Consider the following 16298-nt stretch of genomic DNA (forward strand, 5'->3'; position numbering starts at 1 on the left):
GGCCGGTCCGAGAAGGCGACGGAGAGGATCGTGCCCGCGCGAACGACGGAGACGCCATCCGCTCCCGCCGATCCGATGCCGTCCGCCAGGGCCCCGTTTACCAGGCCGGCACGTACGCGGCGCATCCGCACGCGATGGCGGCGGGAGTGGCCGCGCTCGAGCACCTCGACGCGTCGGCCTACGAGAGGCTCGAGGAGACGGCGCGGGCCCTGGCGGACGGCATCGGATCGGCGGGAGCGGATGGCGTCTCCGTCGTTCGCGCGGGCACGATCCTCTCCGTCGCCTTCTCGGACCGGCCCCCGCGCTCGTTCTCCGAGGCCGAGGCGACGGACCGGACCCGCTTCTCCGGGTTCCATCGGGCGATGCGGGACCGGGGGATCCTCCTTCCCCCGTCCCCCTTCGAGGCCTGGTTCCCCTCGCTCGCCCACACCGACGAGGACATCGCACGCACGGTGGACGCGGCCCGCGCTGCCCTGGCCGAGTCGGCTACAGGCTGAGCCCGGCCGCGGCGGCCCGGGTCCGGACCCAGCCCGCCGGATCGGACCCGGTCACCAGTCGCCGGAGCTCCGACGCCCGCACCTCGCGATCTCCCGGGTCCTCCTCGATCGTCCTGCGCATGGCGTCCGCGGTCCCGGACACGTCGAAGGGGTTCACGTCCCACGTGTGCTCTCCGAGCTCCTCGAACGCCCCCGCGTTGCGCGAGAGGATGATCCCGCCGTGGCGTTCGTTGAGCAGCGCGCCCTCCTTCGCGACCAGGTTGAGGCCGTCGAAGACAGGGTTCACGAGCAGCGCGTCGTAGGTCCGCAGCCCGGCCAGCGAGCGCGAGAAGTCGTCGGCGAAGTACCAACCGAGAGGGCCCTCGTCGCCGGGCGCGTGGGCGCCGAACCTCTCGTTTATGCGGCTCACCACCTCCGTGCAGCGCGTGAAGTAGCGCCTGTACCGCTCTACCTTCAGCCGGGACGGGTACTGCATGGCGCAGAACCACACCCGCGAGGCGAGAGAGGGGTCCGACTCGAGGAGCGACTCGAAGGCCAGGAAGCCTCGGAGAGGGTTCTTCGAGAGGTCGATCCGGTCCACCCGGACGAGCATGAACCGGTCCTGACGCTGCTCCTCCAGCCGCTGGACCCAGCCGTCCACCTTCTCGGAGGCCGCCTGATCGGTCAGGCGCTGGACATCCAGCGGGACGGGGGCCACGCACACGGTGACCGTGCGGTCCCCGATCCGCACGGAGTCCCCCTCGATCCGAACATCCGGGCAGAAGCGTCGACAGCAGGCGAGGAAGTTGTCCGCCCATCGACGGGCGTGGAAGCCGATCGAGTCGTAGGCGAGCATCGAGTGGACGATCTCGGTTCGCAGGGACCGCGGGAAGATCGAGAGGTAGTCGGGGGCGCACCAAGGCGTGTGGTGGAAGTACAGGAGGGGGGCGGAGTCATAGCCGAGCCGTCGAAGCTCCTCCCCCACGGTGATCAGGTGGTAGTCCTCGACGAGGACGGCGGAAGGAGCGTCGCATCCGGCGACCGCCTCGGCGTAGATCCGGTTGACGGTGCGGTAGGCGTCCCACGCTCGTCCGAGCGCGTCGTCGAAGACCGGCTCGAGCGGGACGTCGAACAGGTAGTGGAAGGCGAACCACAGGTACTCGTTCGAGACCACGTCGTAATGCAGGGCGTGCTCGCGCTCCGGGATGTCGAGCAGGCGCAGCCTGATCCCGTCCTCCTCCCGGCCCTCCGGATGATCCTTGGCCAGGGCCCGCTCGTCGGGGGACATGGCGGCCGCGATCCACGTCCCGCCGTGGCCCTGCATGGCGAGCCCGACCGCGTTGATCAGGCCGCCACCGCCGCGTTGACCCGTGTAGCCGTCCGGCCCTCGCCGGTAGACGTACGGCCCCCGGTGGGAGCAGGCGACGAGTTCAGCCACCGTTCACGGAGGCGAAGAGCTCGAGCCAGTCGCCGAGCTCCCGCGTCGTCAGATAGCGGCTGCGGATCAGCTCGCGGGCCTGACTCCCCATCCGGGCGCTGCGCTCCGGGTCCGCGAGCAGCTCGAGCGTGCGCTGCGCGCAGGCCTCGACGGAGTCGACCAGGTAGCCGGTCTCCCCGTCCACGATCTGCAGCTTTATCCCTCCCGCACGGCCGCCGATCACGGGCTTCCCCTTCCAGGCCGCCTCGGCCACGGTCAGCCCGAACCCCTCCTTCAGGGACTTCTGGATGACCACCTGCGCCGCTCGCTGGAAGCAGTTGACCGAGGTGTTCCCTACCTCCTGGAGGTTGGACAGCACGGCGACATCGGGGTCTTTCTCTCGATACGTCATGACGTCCTCGTAGATCTTCAACCCCTCGGGGTCGTCGTGGGCGAGTGAGCCCGCCAGGATGAGCTGGACGTCGGGTACCTGCTCCTTCACCAGCTGGTAGGCGGCGATGACGCCGAACGGGTCCTTCCATGGGTCGAAGCGGGAGACCTGGGCGATCAGTGGCCGCTGCATATCGATGCCGTACTGGGTGCAGATGTCGTGGACCGTGACGTCCGCCAGGTCCGCGTTCTTCGGGGACATCGGATCGATCGACGGCGGCGAGACGACGACCCGCTCGACCGGGACCTCCGGCTGCACGAACTCGTCCGCCGTGAAGACGACCGCGTCGTAGACGTCCAGGTGGCGCGCGACGAACGACCAGACCTCCGGGTTGGGGTCGGACGAGTCGATGTGGCAGCGCCACACCCAGCGGCGGCCGACCCGCGAGCGGTCGTCCCCGAGCAGCTTCGGGATCGCGAGCGGCTGGGGGTCGTGCACGACGACGACGTCGTACCCCTCCGGCAGGGAGTCGAGGTTGGAGCGCACGACCGCCGTGTAGTGCTCCTCCATCTCCGCGGTCCACTCGAGCTCCCGCTCCCCCTGGATCGCGTTGTGGATCGACTTCGTGATGCCGAAGAAGCGCTCGTCGCCGTCGATCACCGCCCAGCGAGCCTCGATCCCGAGATCGCGCAGCAGAGGGATGTGGGCGAGCAGGACCTCGGCGACCCCGCCCCCGTAGGCGGTCGAGTTGATGTGCAGCACCGAGTGTCCGGACATCCCCCACGCGTGCCGTTGCAGGGCGTTGACGACCTCGTTGCCGACGACGCCCCGGTAGTCGTCTATGGACCGGTGCCGGACGGGTACGACCCTCATGGATCTGACGCTAACCCGGCGGCCGGCGAGCGTGTCGGAGCTACAGCTTCCGGAAGAGCTCGAGCTTGCGTAGGGCTTCCTGCCGGCGACCCTCGAGCTCCTCCTCAGAGGTCTCGAGGACCGTCCGGACCGTCCGCACGAGAGCCGTGGGGTGGAAGGGTTTCGTCACGTAGTCCGCCGCCCCCGCGGCGAGGGCACGGTACTGGTCCTCCTCCTGCACCTTCGCCGTCAGCATCACGACCGGGATGCGGCGCAGGACGTCGTCGGATTTGAGGTCGCTCAGGGTCTCCCACCCGTCCTTCACCGGCATCATCACGTCGAGGAGGACCAGGTCGGGCTGTTCGGCACGGGCGGTCCGGACGGCCTCGGCCCCGTTCGGGGCCTCGACCACCTCGAACCCCTCGAACTCGAGGTTCACCCGGCAGAGCATCAGGACGTCCTCTTCGTCGTCCGCGATCAGGATCTTCGGACCGCCTGCCATGCTTCGCTCACTCCTGCCCGCTTCTACGCTCCTCCCAGCGTCGCACACGACGCCACGACCTGAGCGGGCGGTGGCGCCCCTCGCCCCGTTCTGGTTCCATGGGGGCCAGCCGATGAGCAGATCGCACACCTTCTCGGAGCGAATGCCCATCCCGGGTGCCTGAACGACCACCGACCGACCCGGGAGGAACCGACCATGTCTGAGATCCAGAGCCTGCGCTGCCGTGAGTGCGCGCGGACCTACGAGGTGGCACCGATCCACGTGTGCGAGTTCTGCTTCGGCCCCCTCGAGGCCGATTACGACTACGAAGCGATCGCCGCGGTGGTCTCGCGGGAGTCGATCGCGTCCGGACCCGACTCCATCTGGCGCTACGGGGCGCTGCTGCCGGTCTCGGACGCGACGCCTCGCGTCGACCTGGGCGCGGGGTACACCCCGCTCGTTCGCGCCCCCCGCCTGGGAGCCGAGCTCGGCATCGACGACCTGTGGCTGAAGAACGACACGCTCAACCCGACGAACTCTTTCAAGGATCGCGTGGTGTCCGTGGCGCTCACGAAGGCGCAGGAGCTGGGCCTGAAGGTGGCGGCCTGCGCGTCGACCGGCAACCTCGCCCACGCGGTGGCTGCGCATGCCGCGCGGGCGGGGATGGCCGCCTGCGTCTTCATCCCGGCCGACCTCGAACAGGGGAAGGTGGTCTCGACCGCGGTCTACGGGGCCAGCGTGGTCGCCGTGAAGGGCAACTACGACGACGTGAACCGACTGTGCGCGGAGATCGCGGGCCAGTACCCGTGGGCGTTCGTGAACGTCAACGTCCGCCCGTTCTACTCGGAGGGGTCGAAGACGCTGGCCTTTGAGACCGTCGAGCAGCTCGGGTGGGCCTACCCCGACCACATCGTCATCCCGATCGCGTCGGGGAGCCAGCTCGTCAAGGTGCGCAAGGGACTGCAGGAGCTGCACAAGGTGGGCCTCATGCCCGCCGAGCCCCATACGGCGATACACGGGGCGCAGGCCGAGGGGTGCTCGCCGGTGGCGACGGCCTACAAGGCCGGGGTGGAGCATGTCCGGCCCGTGAAGCCGGACACGATCGCTAAGTCCCTCGCCATCGGGAACCCGGCCGACGGCGGGTACGCGGTCCAGGCCGCCCGGGAGACCGGTGGACGCATAGACGACGTGACCGACGAGGAGATCGTCGACGCCATCTCCCTACTGGCGCGCACGGAGGGCATCTTCACCGAGACGGCCGGGGGCGTGACCGTGGGCGTGCTCCGCAAGCTCGCGGCCGCCGGGGCCTTCTCGAGGGGCGAGCGGGTGGTCGCGTTCATCACCGGCCACGGTCTGAAGACCCTCGAGGCCGTCGCCGGCCGGGCCCAACCCGCGGCGGTGATCCCGCCCAGGTTGGAGGAGTTCGAGCACCAGGTCTCCCTCGGCACCGTGCCGGGGGCTGCGGCCGCGTCGTGAGGAGACGGAAGATGAGCGTGAAGGTGAGGATCCCCACCCCCCTGCGCAAGCTGACGCAGGACACCGCCGAGGTGACGGCGGAGGGCGGCACGATATCGGAGCTGATCGATTCGCTCGAGTCGCAGTTCCCCGGTTTCAAGGAGAGGCTCTGCGACACGGACGGCACCCTCCGCCGGTTCGTGAACGTCTACGTCGGCGAGGAGGACATCAGGTTCCTCAACGGGATGGACACGCAGGTGCCGGCCGACGAGGTCGTCTCGATCATCCCGGCCGTGGCCGGCGGGTAGCACCGACGGGCCACCGGCCGTTCGAGCCAAAGCAAAAGGGGCCGGGAGACCGGCCCCTCTTGCTTCTCTCCCCCGAGAAACCTAGATGAACAGCTGGATGTCGCTCTCGCTCATCCGCTGGATCGCCGTGGCTGCGCCGACCGTCTCCTCCAGACCGTCGATCAGGTCGGTGCGCTGCAGACCCATGAGGTCGAGCGTCATCTGGCACGGCCACAGCTTCACGCCGAGCTGCTGAGCGACCTCGAGCAGCTCCGTGGGCGAGGCGACCTTGTACTCGCTGGCGAGCTGCTTCATCATCAGGCCGCCAGCGCCGCCCATGCTGAGCTTCGAGAGCTTCAGGTGGTCGGTCCCCCCGCGGTTCATGACCGAGAGCATCTTCTGCTTCCAGTTGCGACCGGTGATGCGCTTCTCGTTGCGCTGCAGGATCCGCAAACCCCAGAAGGTGAAGAAGACGGCTACGTCGACCCCGGAGGCGGCGGCCGTCGTGGCCAGGATGAGCGTGGGCCATGCCTTATCGAGATCGCCCGACCAGGCGATGATCGTCATCTTCTTCTGGTCTTCGCCGTTCAGCTCGCCCATGGTTGTTCCTCCACCTCAGGGGAAAGATACTCTAGTTGGTAAGTAGGATTCTGTCCAGTTGACAATCCTACCTCGCGAGCGGTATTCAAACCCATGCGCTTCTCGCAGAAGACCGAGTACGCTCTTCGTGCCCTGCTGGAGCTGGGCGCGGCCCCCGTCTCCGGTCCGATCTCCGCGCGCGAGATCGCGCGGTCGCAGCGGATCCCGGTCCGGTTCCTCGAGCAGGTGCTGGCCGAGCTGCGCCGTGGGGGGCTGATCACGAGCCAGCGGGGGGCGTCCGGCGGGGCGGTCCTGGCCCGCGACCCGGAGACGATCACCGTGGGTGAGGTGATCGACCTGCTCGAGGGTCCCGTGGTCGGGCAGGCCTGCCTCGATCCGTTCGCCGACCAGGGCAGGGCGGTGGCTCACTCGGCCGTCCAGGAGCTCTGGCTCGACCTCCAGATCACCATCCGCGAACGCCTGGCCGGCGTCACGATCGCCGATCTCGTCCGCCGCCAAGCGGAGCTCGACCGCTCCTCCTACCTCGCGTTCCAGATCTGACGGCCATGGCGGAGCCGTCGATCGACCGGGTGCAGGTCCCCCGTCCCCCCAGGGGGGAGGGCCAGTGGGCCTTCGGGTACCGGGAACCGCTCAACGCCGCTGAGCAGACGAAGAAGGATCAGGACTCCCTCGACGTGTACGAGCGGATCCTCCACTACGCGGCGACGGGGGAGCCGATCTTCGTGGCGGACCTGCGGTCCCGGTTCCGGTCGTACGGGATCTACACGCAGCGTCCCGAGTCGGACGGGTTCCTCATGATGCGCATCCGGATCCCCGGGGGGGTCCTCACGTCGGAGCAGCTGCGCACGATCGGGGAGCTCTCCCGAGACATCGGCCGCGACGTAGCCGACGTCACCGACCGGCAGAACGTGCAGCTGCACTGGGTGAGGATCGCGGACGTCCCCCGCATCTGGGAGCGCCTGGAGGCGGTGGGGCTGAACACGCTGGAGGCCTGCGGGGACGTGCCGCGCAACATCCTGGGATGCGCGCTGGCGGGCGTCGACGCCGACGAGGTCCTGGACGCGACGCCGCTGGTCTACGCGGTCAACGAGCGGCTGACCGGGACGAAGGAGTTCTCCAACCTCCCGCGCAAATACAAGATGTCCATCACCGGCTGCCGGCACCAGTGCGCGGTCCACGAGGCCAACGACGTGGGCCTCGTCGCCCACCAGCTCGACGACGGGCGCGTCGGCTTCGACGTCTGGGTGGGCGGGGGGCTCTCCTCGACTCCCCACTTCGCGCAGCGCCTCGGTGTCTTCGTCCCCCCGGAAGAGGTGGTCGAGGTTTGCGTGGCGATCACCGCGATCTTCCGCGACTACGGGTACCGCCGCTCCCGCAACAGGGCCAGGCTGAAGTTCCTCGTCGCCGACTGGGGCGCAGCCACCTTCCGCGAGGTCCTGGAGGCGTACCTGGGCCGGGGGCTGGTCGACGGTCCGGAGGCGAAGCCGTCCGACGAGACGCATCGCGACCACACCGGCGTCGGACGTCAGCACGACGGCCTCAACTACCTCGGCTTCGCCATGCGTACCGGGCGGACGTCCGGATCGGACCTGGTGGCTCTCGCCGACCTGGCCGACCGGGTCGGGAAGGGTCGGCTGCGCCTGACGGCCCAGCAGAAGGTGGTCCTGCTCGACGTGCCGGACGACCGACTGGCCGAGACGATGGACTCCCTCGAGTCCCTCGGCTACCCCGTCTTCGCGTCTCCCTTCCGGACCGGGGCCATGGCCTGCACCGGGATCGAGTTCTGCAAGCTGGCGATCGTCGAGACGAAGCACCGGGCGACCCAGATCACCGAGGAGCTCGAGCGGCGGCTCCCGGGGTTCGACGAGCCGCTGCGCATCAACGTGAACGGATGTCCGAACTCGTGCGCCCGATACCAGCTCGCCGATATCGGGTTCATGGGCGTCCTCGTCAGCGAGAGGACGAACGGGGACGGGTCCTCGACGAAGCTCGAGGGGTTCAACGTCCACGTGGGCGGACACCTGGGAGCCCAGCGGCGGTTCGGCCGGAAGGTCCGGGGGGTGAGGCTGCGGGCGGACGAGCTGGTCTCGTTCGCGGAGAGGCTGATCGGCATCTACCTCGACGAGCGGCGGGGGCAGAGGTCGTTCGGCGAGTGGATCGTCACCCACACCGACCAGCAGATCGACGCGATCGCGAAGCGGGCGGCCAAGGGTCTCGAGAGGGTGGGGCCGCCGCCCGTCGCCGCCGACGAGATCAGACCGGAGGACGACTGATGATCAGCCTGCACGAGGTCGACGAGCTCAACTCCCGGCTGGGCGACGCCCACCCGGCGGACGTCCTGAAGTGGGCGTTCACCTCCATCCCGGACCTCGCCATCGCGGTCAGCTTCCAGGTCGGCGGCCTCGTCAACGTCCACATGGCCCGGCAGGTGATCGACCGGCCGGTGCCGGTCCTGTTCATCCAGACCGGTTTCCACTTCCCGGAGACGATCGGGTTCAGGGACCGCATCGTGTCCGACTGGGGCCTCGAGCTCATCGAGACCCGTCCGACGCTGGGACCCGAGCGTCAGGCGGCCGAGGTCCACCCGCGCCTGTACGAGGTCGACCCGGACCGGTGCTGCGAGCTGAACAAGGTCCGTCCCCTGCAGGAGGTGCTCGACGGCCTCGGGGGGTGGGTGACCGGGCTGCGTCGGGACCAGGGGGCCACCCGGCGGGAGACGAAGGTCGTGGACGTCCAGACGCTGCACTCCGGCCGGGAGATCTGGAAGGTGAACCCGCTCGCCACCTGGACGGCGTCGGAGGTGTGGCGGTACGCCGAGGAGCACGACATCCCGACCCATCCGCTCTACGACCGGGGCTACCTGTCGATCGGCTGCGCCCCCTGCACACGCCCGGTTCGCGAGGGCGAGGACGCGCGCGCCGGACGCTGGGCCGGGCGCGAGAAGACCGAGTGCGGCATCCACGGCCTCGGCCGGACGGGTTGAGACCGAGGAGGAGACCGATGTCAGACCATCTGATCGCACCCTACGGAGGCGTGCTCGTCGACCTGGTGACCGAACCCGAGAGGGCCCGGGAGCTCCAGAAGCAGTCGCGGGACTGGCCCTCGTGGGACCTGACGCCCCGGCAGCTGTGCGATCTGGAGCTGCTCCTGTCGGGCGGGTTCTCTCCGTTGCGCGGGTTCATGGGTCGCGCTGACCACGACGGCGTCGTCTCCGATATGCGCCTGGCCGACGGTACCGTCTGGCCGATCCCCATCACCCTCGACGTGACGGAGGAGGTGGCAGGCGGGCTGGCCGAAGGGGCGACCCTGGCCCTCCGAGACCCGGAGGGACTCATGCTCGCCGCGCTCACGGTCACCGACGTCTGGACACCGGACCGCGAGCGTGAGGCGGAGGCCGTCTACGGGACGGTGAACACGGAGCACCCGGGGGTCGCCCACCTCCTTCAGAGGAGCAACCGCGTCTACGTGGGGGGGACGGTGGAGGGGGTCCAGCCCCCGGTCCACTACGACTTCAAGGCGCTCCGTCTGACCCCGGCCGACCTGCGCCGGGAGTTCGGTCGACTCGGCTGGCGCCGGGTGGTCGCCTTCCAGACGCGCAACCCGATGCACCGCGCGCACGTCGAGCTGACGCACCGGGCGGCCGTGCAGGCCGGGGCGAACCTGCTGATCCACCCGGTCGTAGGGATGACGAAGCCGGGTGACGTCGACCACTACACGCGGGTGCGCTGCTACCAGGCCGTCGCCGCCCACTACCCGGCCAACACCGCGATGCTGTCGCTGCTCCCGTTGGCGATGAGGATGGCCGGCCCTCGCGAGGCGGTCTGGCACGCGATCATCCGGCGCAACCACGGGTGCACCCACTTCATCGTGGGCCGCGACCACGCCGGGCCGGGAAGAGCTTCGGACGGCACCCCCTTCTACGGGCCCTACGACGCGCAGGAGCTGCTCGCCTCGCTGCAGGACGAGGTGGGGGTGGAGATGGTCCCGTTCCAGGCCCTGGTCTACGTGGAGGACTCGGACGCATACATGCCGAGCGACGAGGTGCCGGAGGGCGCCCGCGTCCTGGACATCTCCGGCACCGAGCTCCGAGACCGGCTCGCCCACGGCCGCGAGATCCCCAGCTGGTTCACCTATCCCGAGGTGGCCGAGGAGCTGCGCCGGACGCATCCCCCGCGGGCCAGGCAGGGGTTCACCGTCTTCTTCACCGGGCTCTCCGGGTCCGGCAAGTCGACCATCGCCAACGCGCTGCTGGTGAAGCTCCTCGAGATCGGGGGACGGCCGGTGACACTGCTCGACGGGGACCTGGTCCGCAAGCACCTCTCCTCGGAGCTGGGGTTCTCGAAGGAGCACCGCGACATCAACATCCGCCGTATCGGCTACGTCGCATCGGAGATCACCCGCAACGGCGGGATAGCGCTCTGCGCTCCCATCGCCCCCTACGACGCCGTCCGGAAGGAGGTGCGGGAGATGGTCGCGCCGGGCGGAGGGTTCGTGCTCGTGCACGTCGCGACCCCGCTCGAGGTCTGCGAGCAGCGGGACCGCAAGGGTCTGTACGCGAAGGCCAGGGCGGGGATCGTGAAGGAGTTCACCGGGATCAGCGACCCCTACGAGGAGCCGGCCGACGCGGAGGTCGTCATCGACACCTCCGACCTGACGCCCGAGGAGGCGGCCAACCAGATCGTCCTGCACCTCGAGCGCGAGGGCTACATCGGCGCGGACGTCTGACCCAGCCGCGCGGCCGCCCGGTCCAGGAGGCGCCCGACGGGGCGGGCCAGGACGACCACGAGGGGGACGGTCCCCAGGAGCGCGCGCCCCACGTCCCAACCGAGCGAGGAGATCGCGTAGAACGCGATGTAGCGCCGGACCGTCTCGGCGGCTCCGAGGCCCGGCTCGAACGCGGCGGCCGTGCCCGAGGCCAGGAACGGCCAGAACCAGAGCGTCATGAGGCCCCCGAACACCACGCAGGCGACCGCGGCGTACGCGCCCAGGGTCAAGGTGGCCAGGCGGCCGCCGGTCGCGCGGCGCGCGAGCCCGGCTCCTGCCCCCACCCAGCCCGCCGCGAACATCTGAAAGGGCATCCACGGTCCGACCCCGGCGGTCAGGACGGCCGAGACCACGATCGTGAGGGAGCCGAGCAGGAACCCGAACCTCGACCCGAGCGACCACCCGGCCAGGATGGGGAGGACGAGGGCGAAGCCTTCCCCCGACGGACCCTTCGGCAGCCGCATGAACGCGCTGACCGCGACGAGGGCGCCCAGGAGCGCGACGAGACGGGCGTCGGTCCGGTGGCGCCGGGCCTCCTGTAGCGCCACGACCCCGATCAGCGGGAGCGCGAGCGCGACGAGCACGGGGGCGTCCGTGGTGTGGGCCCGCCCCTCGGCCGTGGTCCGTCCCGCGCCGATGAACAGCGGCCACAGGAACGCGCACAGGCCGGCGGCGTTGATCGCCACGAGCGCCCACGGAGCCCGCGCCTCTCCGGGGAGACGGACCGGGCGGTGCGTCTCGGATCGGTCCAGGGTCCTCATGGCACCCCCACCCCGGCCACCACGTCCCGCGGCACCAGGAACCGTGGGTCCCCCATCACCTTCGACGTCTGGGTCGAGAAGAGCAGTGACTCGCCCAGCACCTCCGCGGTGGGTCCGTCCGCGACCACCTCGCCCGCGGCCAGCATCACGACCCGGTCGGACAGCCTCGCGACCAGCTCGACGTCGTGGGTCACGACCGCGACCGCCCGGCCCGAGGCGGCCTGCTCCCGCAGGACCGTGGTGAGCATCCGCTTCCCCCCCTCGTCCAAGCCGCGCGTCGGCTCGTCGAGGAGCAGGACGTCGACGTCGCGCGCGAGAGCGGTGGCGAGCGCGACACGCAGGCGCTGTCCGGCCGAGAGCGTCCATGGATGTCGGGAGCCGAGCCCCGAGAGCCCGAGGCGGTCGAGCCAGGCCGGGTCGGGTACCTCGTCGGCCACCCTCTCGCGGTACAGGAGGGCGTCGGCTCGCTGTGGGACGTAGCCGACCCGCTCCGGGTCGACCCGGACCCGTCCTCCGGCGGGCTTCACCAACCGGGCCAACGCGCGCAGGAGGGTCGTCTTCCCCGAGCCGTTGCGGCCGACGATCGCGGTCACCTCACCGCGTCGCAGCTCGAGATCGACCCCGGACAGCACCTCGCGCCTCCCGAGCGTCACGCGCAGCCGGTCGGCGCGCAGGGCGGGCTCGCCGCCCGGCACCCGGACGGCGGCCGGGGGGGCGACGTCGAGTGCCCGCGCGAACGACCGGCCCTCGCGCACCGTGAGCGGCAGCGGACGCCAGCCGAGCGTCCGTCCGAGCTCGCAGACCGCCGGCACATGCGGCAGTACGCCGAACGCCTCCCGGGTGGATGCGACGAGGGGAGCGACTCCCGGACCCCCCAGGTGGAAGACGCGGTCCGCGAAGGCCCCAACCCGTTCGAGCCGGTGCTCCGAGCAGACGATCGTGAGCCCGAGGTCGTCGCGCAGCCGCACGAGCGAGGAGAAGACGTCCTCGGCGGACTGGGGGTCTAGCGAGGAGGTCGGTTCGTCGAGGATCAGCACCCGGGGCTGCGCGGCCAGGACGGCGGCGATCGCGACCCGCTGACGCTCGCCGCCGGAGAGGGTGTCCAGGCGCCGGTCGCGCAGATGTCCGATCGCGAGCGCGTCGAGGACCTCCTCCACCCGCTTGCGCAGGCGCGACGGCGGCACACCCAGGTTCTCCGCTGCGAAGGCCACCTCGGGGAGCACCCGGTCCGCGGTGGCGTGGCTCTCGGGGTCCTGCGGCACGAAGCCGGCGACGGACGCGGTCGCGTAGGGGGGCGCGGCCGTGACGTCGGACCCGGCCAGCACCACCCGTCCGGACAGGGTCCCACCGGAGTGGTGGGGCACCAGGCGAACCGGGACGCGCAGCAGGGTCGACTTCCCGCTCCCCGTCTCCCCCGCCACGAGCAGGAACTCGCCTTCCCCGACCTGCAGGTCGATGGCGTCCAGCGCGGGGAGAGCGGAGGTGGGGTACGTGAACGTGACGTCGCGGAGCTCGATCACCGGCGCAACACCTCCACCACCGCCGGCGCGGCGAACCCGAGCACGGGGAGCACGGCCGGCACCCACAGCTCGGGCGGCTGAAGGACCGGGTACGCGGTCCACGAGGCCTCCGGGAGCCGGGCGGAGAGCGCAGCACCGGCCGCCATCAGCGCCACGCACGCATCGACCAGGCCCGGCCTGCGCGAGGCCATCCGGGTCACGAGCGAAGCCCGCGACACGGCTCGCAGGTACACCACGACGCCCGCCAGCCCCGCCCCCACCAGCAGGGTGGCCGCCCGGGGGGCGCCCGCGGTCCAGACGGCGACCCCCGCCACCATGGCGGCCGCTCCGGCGGCCGCCGGGAGCGGCGTGGGAGCCGGTCCGGACGCGGCGCCGTAGCCTCGGGCGTCCATCGACTCGGCGAGCATGAAGGACCGCTCCAACGTCCGGCCGAGGATCGGCACGGCCAGGGAAGGGGCGAGCGTTCGCAGGCCGCGCTGTCCGCGCATCCTCTGCGCGTCCCGGACATCGCGCGCGGTGGCCAGCAGGCCGGGGACGAACGAGGCCGCGATCCCCACCACCAACCCGACCTCGCGCAGGACGGGAGGGACCGACCGCAGGAGCGCGGAGAGATCCACCCGCGCGTTGAACACGCCGAACGCGGCCAGGACGACCATGAGCCGCAGCCCCTCGGCCCCCGCCTCGGCCAGCACCTCGGCCGTCAGCGGCCCTCCGAGCCGCAGCCCGGCGACGCGCAGCTGGGGCAGCGTGAGGAGCACCGTGCGGCCCGGGTTGGGGAGCAAGCCGGTGAACGCGAGGCGCAGGACGAGCAGGACGGCACCGGCGACGAGGAAGGTCCGGACGGCCCTGCCGACGGGGGAGGCGTCCGGGGGGGAGGCGAGGTGCACGAGCAGGACCGTGGCCAGCGCCACCCCCGAGTGCCAGGGGTTCGACGCCGCGGCGAAGAGCTCGTTCGACCCGAGCTGCAGGGCGTACACGCAGACCCCCAGGAGCCAGGCGAACCAGCCCAGCGGGTGCAGGGGGCGGGTCACGTCCGACCCCCGGCGGTCACCCGACCATCCTCCTGCGCCGCCACACGAGGGCGCTCCCGGCCAGGGCGAGAAGGGAGGCCAGGGCCGCGGCGGCCACCGGACCCGACCCGCGACCCTGCTCTGGCCTCGCCGCGCGCGGCGTCACGTCCTCCGCCGACGGCGCGGACGAGCAGAGCGTCTCGGCGGTGACCTCGTCGCCGGGCGGCGGTCCGCCGTCGCGGCCCCACACCCAGGCGTCGGCCGATCCCGCTCGCACGGTCCGGTCGGTGGAGCCGACCTGGGAGAAGGCCCAGCTCGCGTCCTCCGCGTCGCGCGTCCAGTACCCCCAGAACGTGTCGCGCTCGCAGTCCGTGCACCGGTCGGTGCCGCACCCGGTCCCGTCTATGGAGCAGACGAAGACGTCGGGTCCGAACGGTTGCACCTCCAGCGGGAGCCCGGAGGAGGTGAGCACCTCGTACCCGGTGGATCCCTCCTCGATTTCTGGGCAGAGGGTGTGCTCGTCGGTCCCGCGGACCATCAGACCCACCCGTAGCCGCCCCGGTCCGGGGGTCTGCGCCTGGGCGGTGGTCGGACCGTCCCCCTGGGCGGCGCGCACCGAGGTCCGCGTACGAGGCGTCGCCTTGTCGGCGTCGTCCGCGCTTCCGCCCGTCCCGCCGGTCCGAGGGACGGGGCGCACCGGGTACGTCTTGAGCGCCAACCCCACGACGGCCTGCGCGGTCGCGTAGTCGTTGGGGCGCTGCTCCGGCTGCGTGTACCTGATGCCGCCGGACGGCATCTGCAGGGAGAGGAGCGCGTCGATGCCGCTGCGTCCGCCCTTGCGCCATCCGGTCGGGTCCTCGCCGAGGCTCGAGAGGGCCGAGAGGGCAAGCGAGGTCGAGTTGGCGTTCGTCCGTCCGTCCGCGTTGACGCCCCAGCCGCCGTCCTCGCGCTGGGAGCCGGCGAGGTAGGAGCGGGCCTGCACGAGCGCCTCGTCTCCTCGCGTCGACCCGGCCGCCAGGAGCGCGGACACCACCATCGCGGTCGAGTCGACCTCGGCTCCCTGGGCGCACGCCGGAGAGTGCGACCACCCACCGCCCGGACATCGGGTCGCGCTCATGTAGGTGAGGGTCCGGTCCCCCACGGGCTCTCCGCCGGCCAGCAACCCGAGCACGGCCAGCGCGTTCGCGTACGTGCTCCCCGTGTCGTAGCTGCCGGTCGCCGGGTCGTGATAGGACCGCAGCAGCGCTACGTAGTCGACCCCCCCGAACGCCCGCGGGTCGGCTCCCGCGGCCACCAGCCCGGACACGATCCTCCCCGCGTGCCCGGCGCGCTTCACCGCCTCTCGGCCCCGAACCCGGATGTGACCCAACGCGCGCGCCACCGCGTCGGGGTTGGCGTCCGCCGCGACGAGGGAGACCACGTACTCCGCGGTCATATCGGCCGGCTGGTCGGCAGAGACGAACGCGCCCGACGGTTGCTGGCGGGAGACGAGGTACGAGGCCGCAGACGCCACGGCGTCCCCGCGTGCGTCGGCACGCGCGGGGGCCGCGCTCGAGAGGAGCGCGAGGACGATCGCTGCGACGAGGGGGCCGCGCATCGGCGTCAGCAGACGCCGACCCAGCAGTTGAGCGTCGTGTAGGTCAGCTCGATCTGGCGGCCCGCGGCCGCCTCGAACCCCTCGATCCCCGTCTCGGCGAACGCGTCCTCGTAGAAGAGCGCCCAGAAGGAGACGAGGCCGTCAGCGACCTGGCAGACCGCGTCGATGCAGGCCACGTACCTGCCGAAGCCCGCGAACTCGCTCGTCTCGTAGGAGGAGATGCAGCCCGATGCGACGGCTGCGTCGAGCACGGCCAGCCCGTCCGCTCCCGCCGGGACCGTGACCTCGCAGGATGCGTAGAGGGGTCCAGGTGGGCTGTGGTGCCCGACCGAGACCTCGAGCCGGACGGGAACCCCGGATGCCGAGGCGGCCGAGGGTCCGGACGTCAGGGATGCGGCGGCCAGGACGGCAGCCAGGGTGCAACGGATAGCGCGGTTCACGCGCTCCACCTCCTCTTTCCTCGAAGGAGTAACGGAGCCTGGCGCGGTGGCGGGTCGTCCCGGCTCACAGGATCTCGTCCTGCTCACGGTTGCGGGTCAGCGCCGGACTCTCACCGGCTTCGCCACTTACGCCCTGGACATCCGGGTCTCAGGGCGCCACCACGATCGGCCCCCGAACGCTACGGGCGAGGGGACCGACGCGTCAAGCGCGCCTCAGGTGCGGGGGGTCGACGTCGGCGTGGGCCGG

At 71.2% G+C, this 16298-nt stretch carries 16 protein-coding genes and 1 riboswitch; of the genes, 7 read left to right on the plus strand and 9 right to left on the minus strand.

Annotated elements, in window-relative coordinates:
• On the plus strand, window positions 1-497 hold a 497-nt coding region (locus VM840_02765), incomplete at its 5' end, for a hypothetical protein (GenBank protein ID HVL80498.1).
• On the opposite strand, the gene VM840_02770 is transcribed toward VM840_02765, so the two are convergent.
• Genes VM840_02770 through VM840_02780 form a run of 3 tightly spaced genes read right to left on the minus strand, consistent with a single transcriptional unit; the run spans window position 487 to window position 3638 of the window.
• The gene (locus VM840_02770; protein HVL80499.1) at window positions 487-1914 is read right to left on the minus strand and encodes a trehalose-6-phosphate synthase; all 1428 of its coding nucleotides are present in this window, start codon (window positions 1912-1914) and stop codon (window positions 487-489) included. The two genes, VM840_02765 and VM840_02770, sit on opposite strands and share 11 nt — an antisense overlap.
• Complete coding sequence (locus tag VM840_02775; GenBank protein ID HVL80500.1) at window positions 1907-3157, minus strand: glycosyltransferase; 1251 nt, start codon at window positions 3155-3157, stop codon at window positions 1907-1909. The genes VM840_02770 and VM840_02775 overlap by 8 nt, the downstream gene beginning before the upstream one ends.
• Before the next feature lie 40 nt (window positions 3158-3197).
• Entirely contained in the window at window positions 3198-3638 is a 441-nt protein-coding gene (locus VM840_02780; protein HVL80501.1) for a response regulator, read from the minus strand.
• 195 nt (window positions 3639-3833) lie between these two features.
• Here VM840_02780 and thrC point away from each other — a divergent pair, with 195 nt between their 5' ends.
• Window positions 3834-5093, plus strand: a complete 1260-nt coding sequence (gene thrC / locus VM840_02785) for a threonine synthase (protein HVL80502.1) — start codon at window positions 3834-3836, stop codon at window positions 5091-5093.
• A gap of 11 nt (window positions 5094-5104) precedes the next feature.
• A complete protein-coding gene (locus tag VM840_02790) occupies window positions 5105-5380 on the plus strand; it encodes a MoaD/ThiS family protein (protein HVL80503.1) in 276 nt (91 codons plus the stop codon).
• 81 nt (window positions 5381-5461) lie between these two features.
• On the opposite strand, the gene VM840_02795 is transcribed toward VM840_02790, so the two are convergent.
• Window positions 5462-5959: a DsrE/DsrF/DrsH-like family protein gene (locus VM840_02795; GenBank protein HVL80504.1), complete on the minus strand. Its 498-nt coding sequence runs from the start codon at window positions 5957-5959 to the stop codon at window positions 5462-5464.
• Between the two features lie 93 nt (window positions 5960-6052).
• On the opposite strand from VM840_02795, the gene VM840_02800 reads away from it, so the two are divergent.
• The 4 genes from VM840_02800 to VM840_02815 are packed head-to-tail and all read left to right on the plus strand — an operon-like array spanning window position 6053 to window position 10684.
• The gene (locus VM840_02800; protein ID HVL80505.1) at window positions 6053-6499 is read left to right on the plus strand and encodes an Rrf2 family transcriptional regulator; all 447 of its coding nucleotides are present in this window, start codon (window positions 6053-6055) and stop codon (window positions 6497-6499) included.
• A 5-nt stretch (window positions 6500-6504) separates the two neighbouring features.
• Entirely contained in the window at window positions 6505-8232 is a 1728-nt protein-coding gene (locus VM840_02805) for a nitrite/sulfite reductase (protein HVL80506.1), read from the plus strand.
• Window positions 8232-8942: a phosphoadenylyl-sulfate reductase gene (locus VM840_02810; GenBank protein ID HVL80507.1), complete on the plus strand. Its 711-nt coding sequence runs from the start codon at window positions 8232-8234 to the stop codon at window positions 8940-8942. The genes VM840_02805 and VM840_02810 overlap by 1 nt, the downstream gene beginning before the upstream one ends.
• Before the next feature lie 17 nt (window positions 8943-8959).
• Window positions 8960-10684: a bifunctional sulfate adenylyltransferase/adenylylsulfate kinase gene (locus VM840_02815; protein ID HVL80508.1), complete on the plus strand. Its 1725-nt coding sequence runs from the start codon at window positions 8960-8962 to the stop codon at window positions 10682-10684.
• Here VM840_02815 and VM840_02820 read toward each other — a convergent pair.
• The 5 genes from VM840_02820 to VM840_02840 are packed head-to-tail and all read right to left on the minus strand — an operon-like array spanning window position 10663 to window position 16051.
• Window positions 10663-11484: an ECF transporter S component gene (locus VM840_02820; GenBank protein HVL80509.1), complete on the minus strand. Its 822-nt coding sequence runs from the start codon at window positions 11482-11484 to the stop codon at window positions 10663-10665. The genes VM840_02815 and VM840_02820 overlap by 22 nt on opposite strands.
• Entirely contained in the window at window positions 11481-13004 is a 1524-nt protein-coding gene (locus VM840_02825; protein ID HVL80510.1) for an ATP-binding cassette domain-containing protein, read from the minus strand. The genes VM840_02820 and VM840_02825 overlap by 4 nt, the downstream gene beginning before the upstream one ends.
• On the minus strand, window positions 13001-14035 hold the full coding sequence (locus VM840_02830) for an energy-coupling factor transporter transmembrane component T (protein ID HVL80511.1): 1035 nt from the start codon (window positions 14033-14035) through the stop codon (window positions 13001-13003). Before VM840_02830 ends, VM840_02825 begins: the two co-directional genes overlap by 4 nt.
• Before the next feature lie 16 nt (window positions 14036-14051).
• Window positions 14052-15611, minus strand: coding sequence for a prenyltransferase/squalene oxidase repeat-containing protein (locus tag VM840_02835; GenBank protein ID HVL80512.1), 1560 nt, complete (start codon window positions 15609-15611; stop codon window positions 14052-14054).
• A 5-nt stretch (window positions 15612-15616) separates the two neighbouring features.
• Window positions 15617-16051, minus strand: coding sequence for a hypothetical protein (locus VM840_02840; protein HVL80513.1), 435 nt, complete (start codon window positions 16049-16051; stop codon window positions 15617-15619).
• Between the two features lie 30 nt (window positions 16052-16081).
• A riboswitch (cobalamin riboswitch) is annotated at window positions 16082-16227 on the minus strand.
• Window positions 16228-16298: the final 71 nt, after the last annotated feature.

Source organism: Actinomycetota bacterium (genome assembly GCA_035540895.1).
In the GTDB taxonomy this organism is placed as follows: domain Bacteria; phylum Actinomycetota; class JAICYB01; order JAICYB01; family JAICYB01; genus DATLFR01.

Coding starts and splice junctions, on each gene's coding strand:
- thrC (HVL80502.1), top strand. CDS start 3,834: ATGTCTGAGATCCAGAGCCTGCGCTGCCGTGAGTGCGCGCGGACCTAC.
- VM840_02805 (HVL80506.1), top strand. CDS start 6,505: ATGGCGGAGCCGTCGATCGACCGGGTGCAGGTCCCCCGTCCCCCCAGG.
- VM840_02775 (HVL80500.1), bottom strand. CDS start 3,157: ATGAGGGTCGTACCCGTCCGGCACCGGTCCATAGACGACTACCGGGGC.
- VM840_02815 (HVL80508.1), top strand. CDS start 8,960: ATGTCAGACCATCTGATCGCACCCTACGGAGGCGTGCTCGTCGACCTG.
- VM840_02790 (HVL80503.1), top strand. CDS start 5,105: ATGAGCGTGAAGGTGAGGATCCCCACCCCCCTGCGCAAGCTGACGCAG.
- VM840_02800 (HVL80505.1), top strand. CDS start 6,053: ATGCGCTTCTCGCAGAAGACCGAGTACGCTCTTCGTGCCCTGCTGGAG.
- VM840_02820 (HVL80509.1), bottom strand. CDS start 11,484: ATGAGGACCCTGGACCGATCCGAGACGCACCGCCCGGTCCGTCTCCCC.
- VM840_02780 (HVL80501.1), bottom strand. CDS start 3,638: ATGGCAGGCGGTCCGAAGATCCTGATCGCGGACGACGAAGAGGACGTC.
- VM840_02835 (HVL80512.1), bottom strand. CDS start 15,611: ATGCGCGGCCCCCTCGTCGCAGCGATCGTCCTCGCGCTCCTCTCGAGC.
- VM840_02795 (HVL80504.1), bottom strand. CDS start 5,959: ATGGGCGAGCTGAACGGCGAAGACCAGAAGAAGATGACGATCATCGCC.
- VM840_02810 (HVL80507.1), top strand. CDS start 8,232: ATGATCAGCCTGCACGAGGTCGACGAGCTCAACTCCCGGCTGGGCGAC.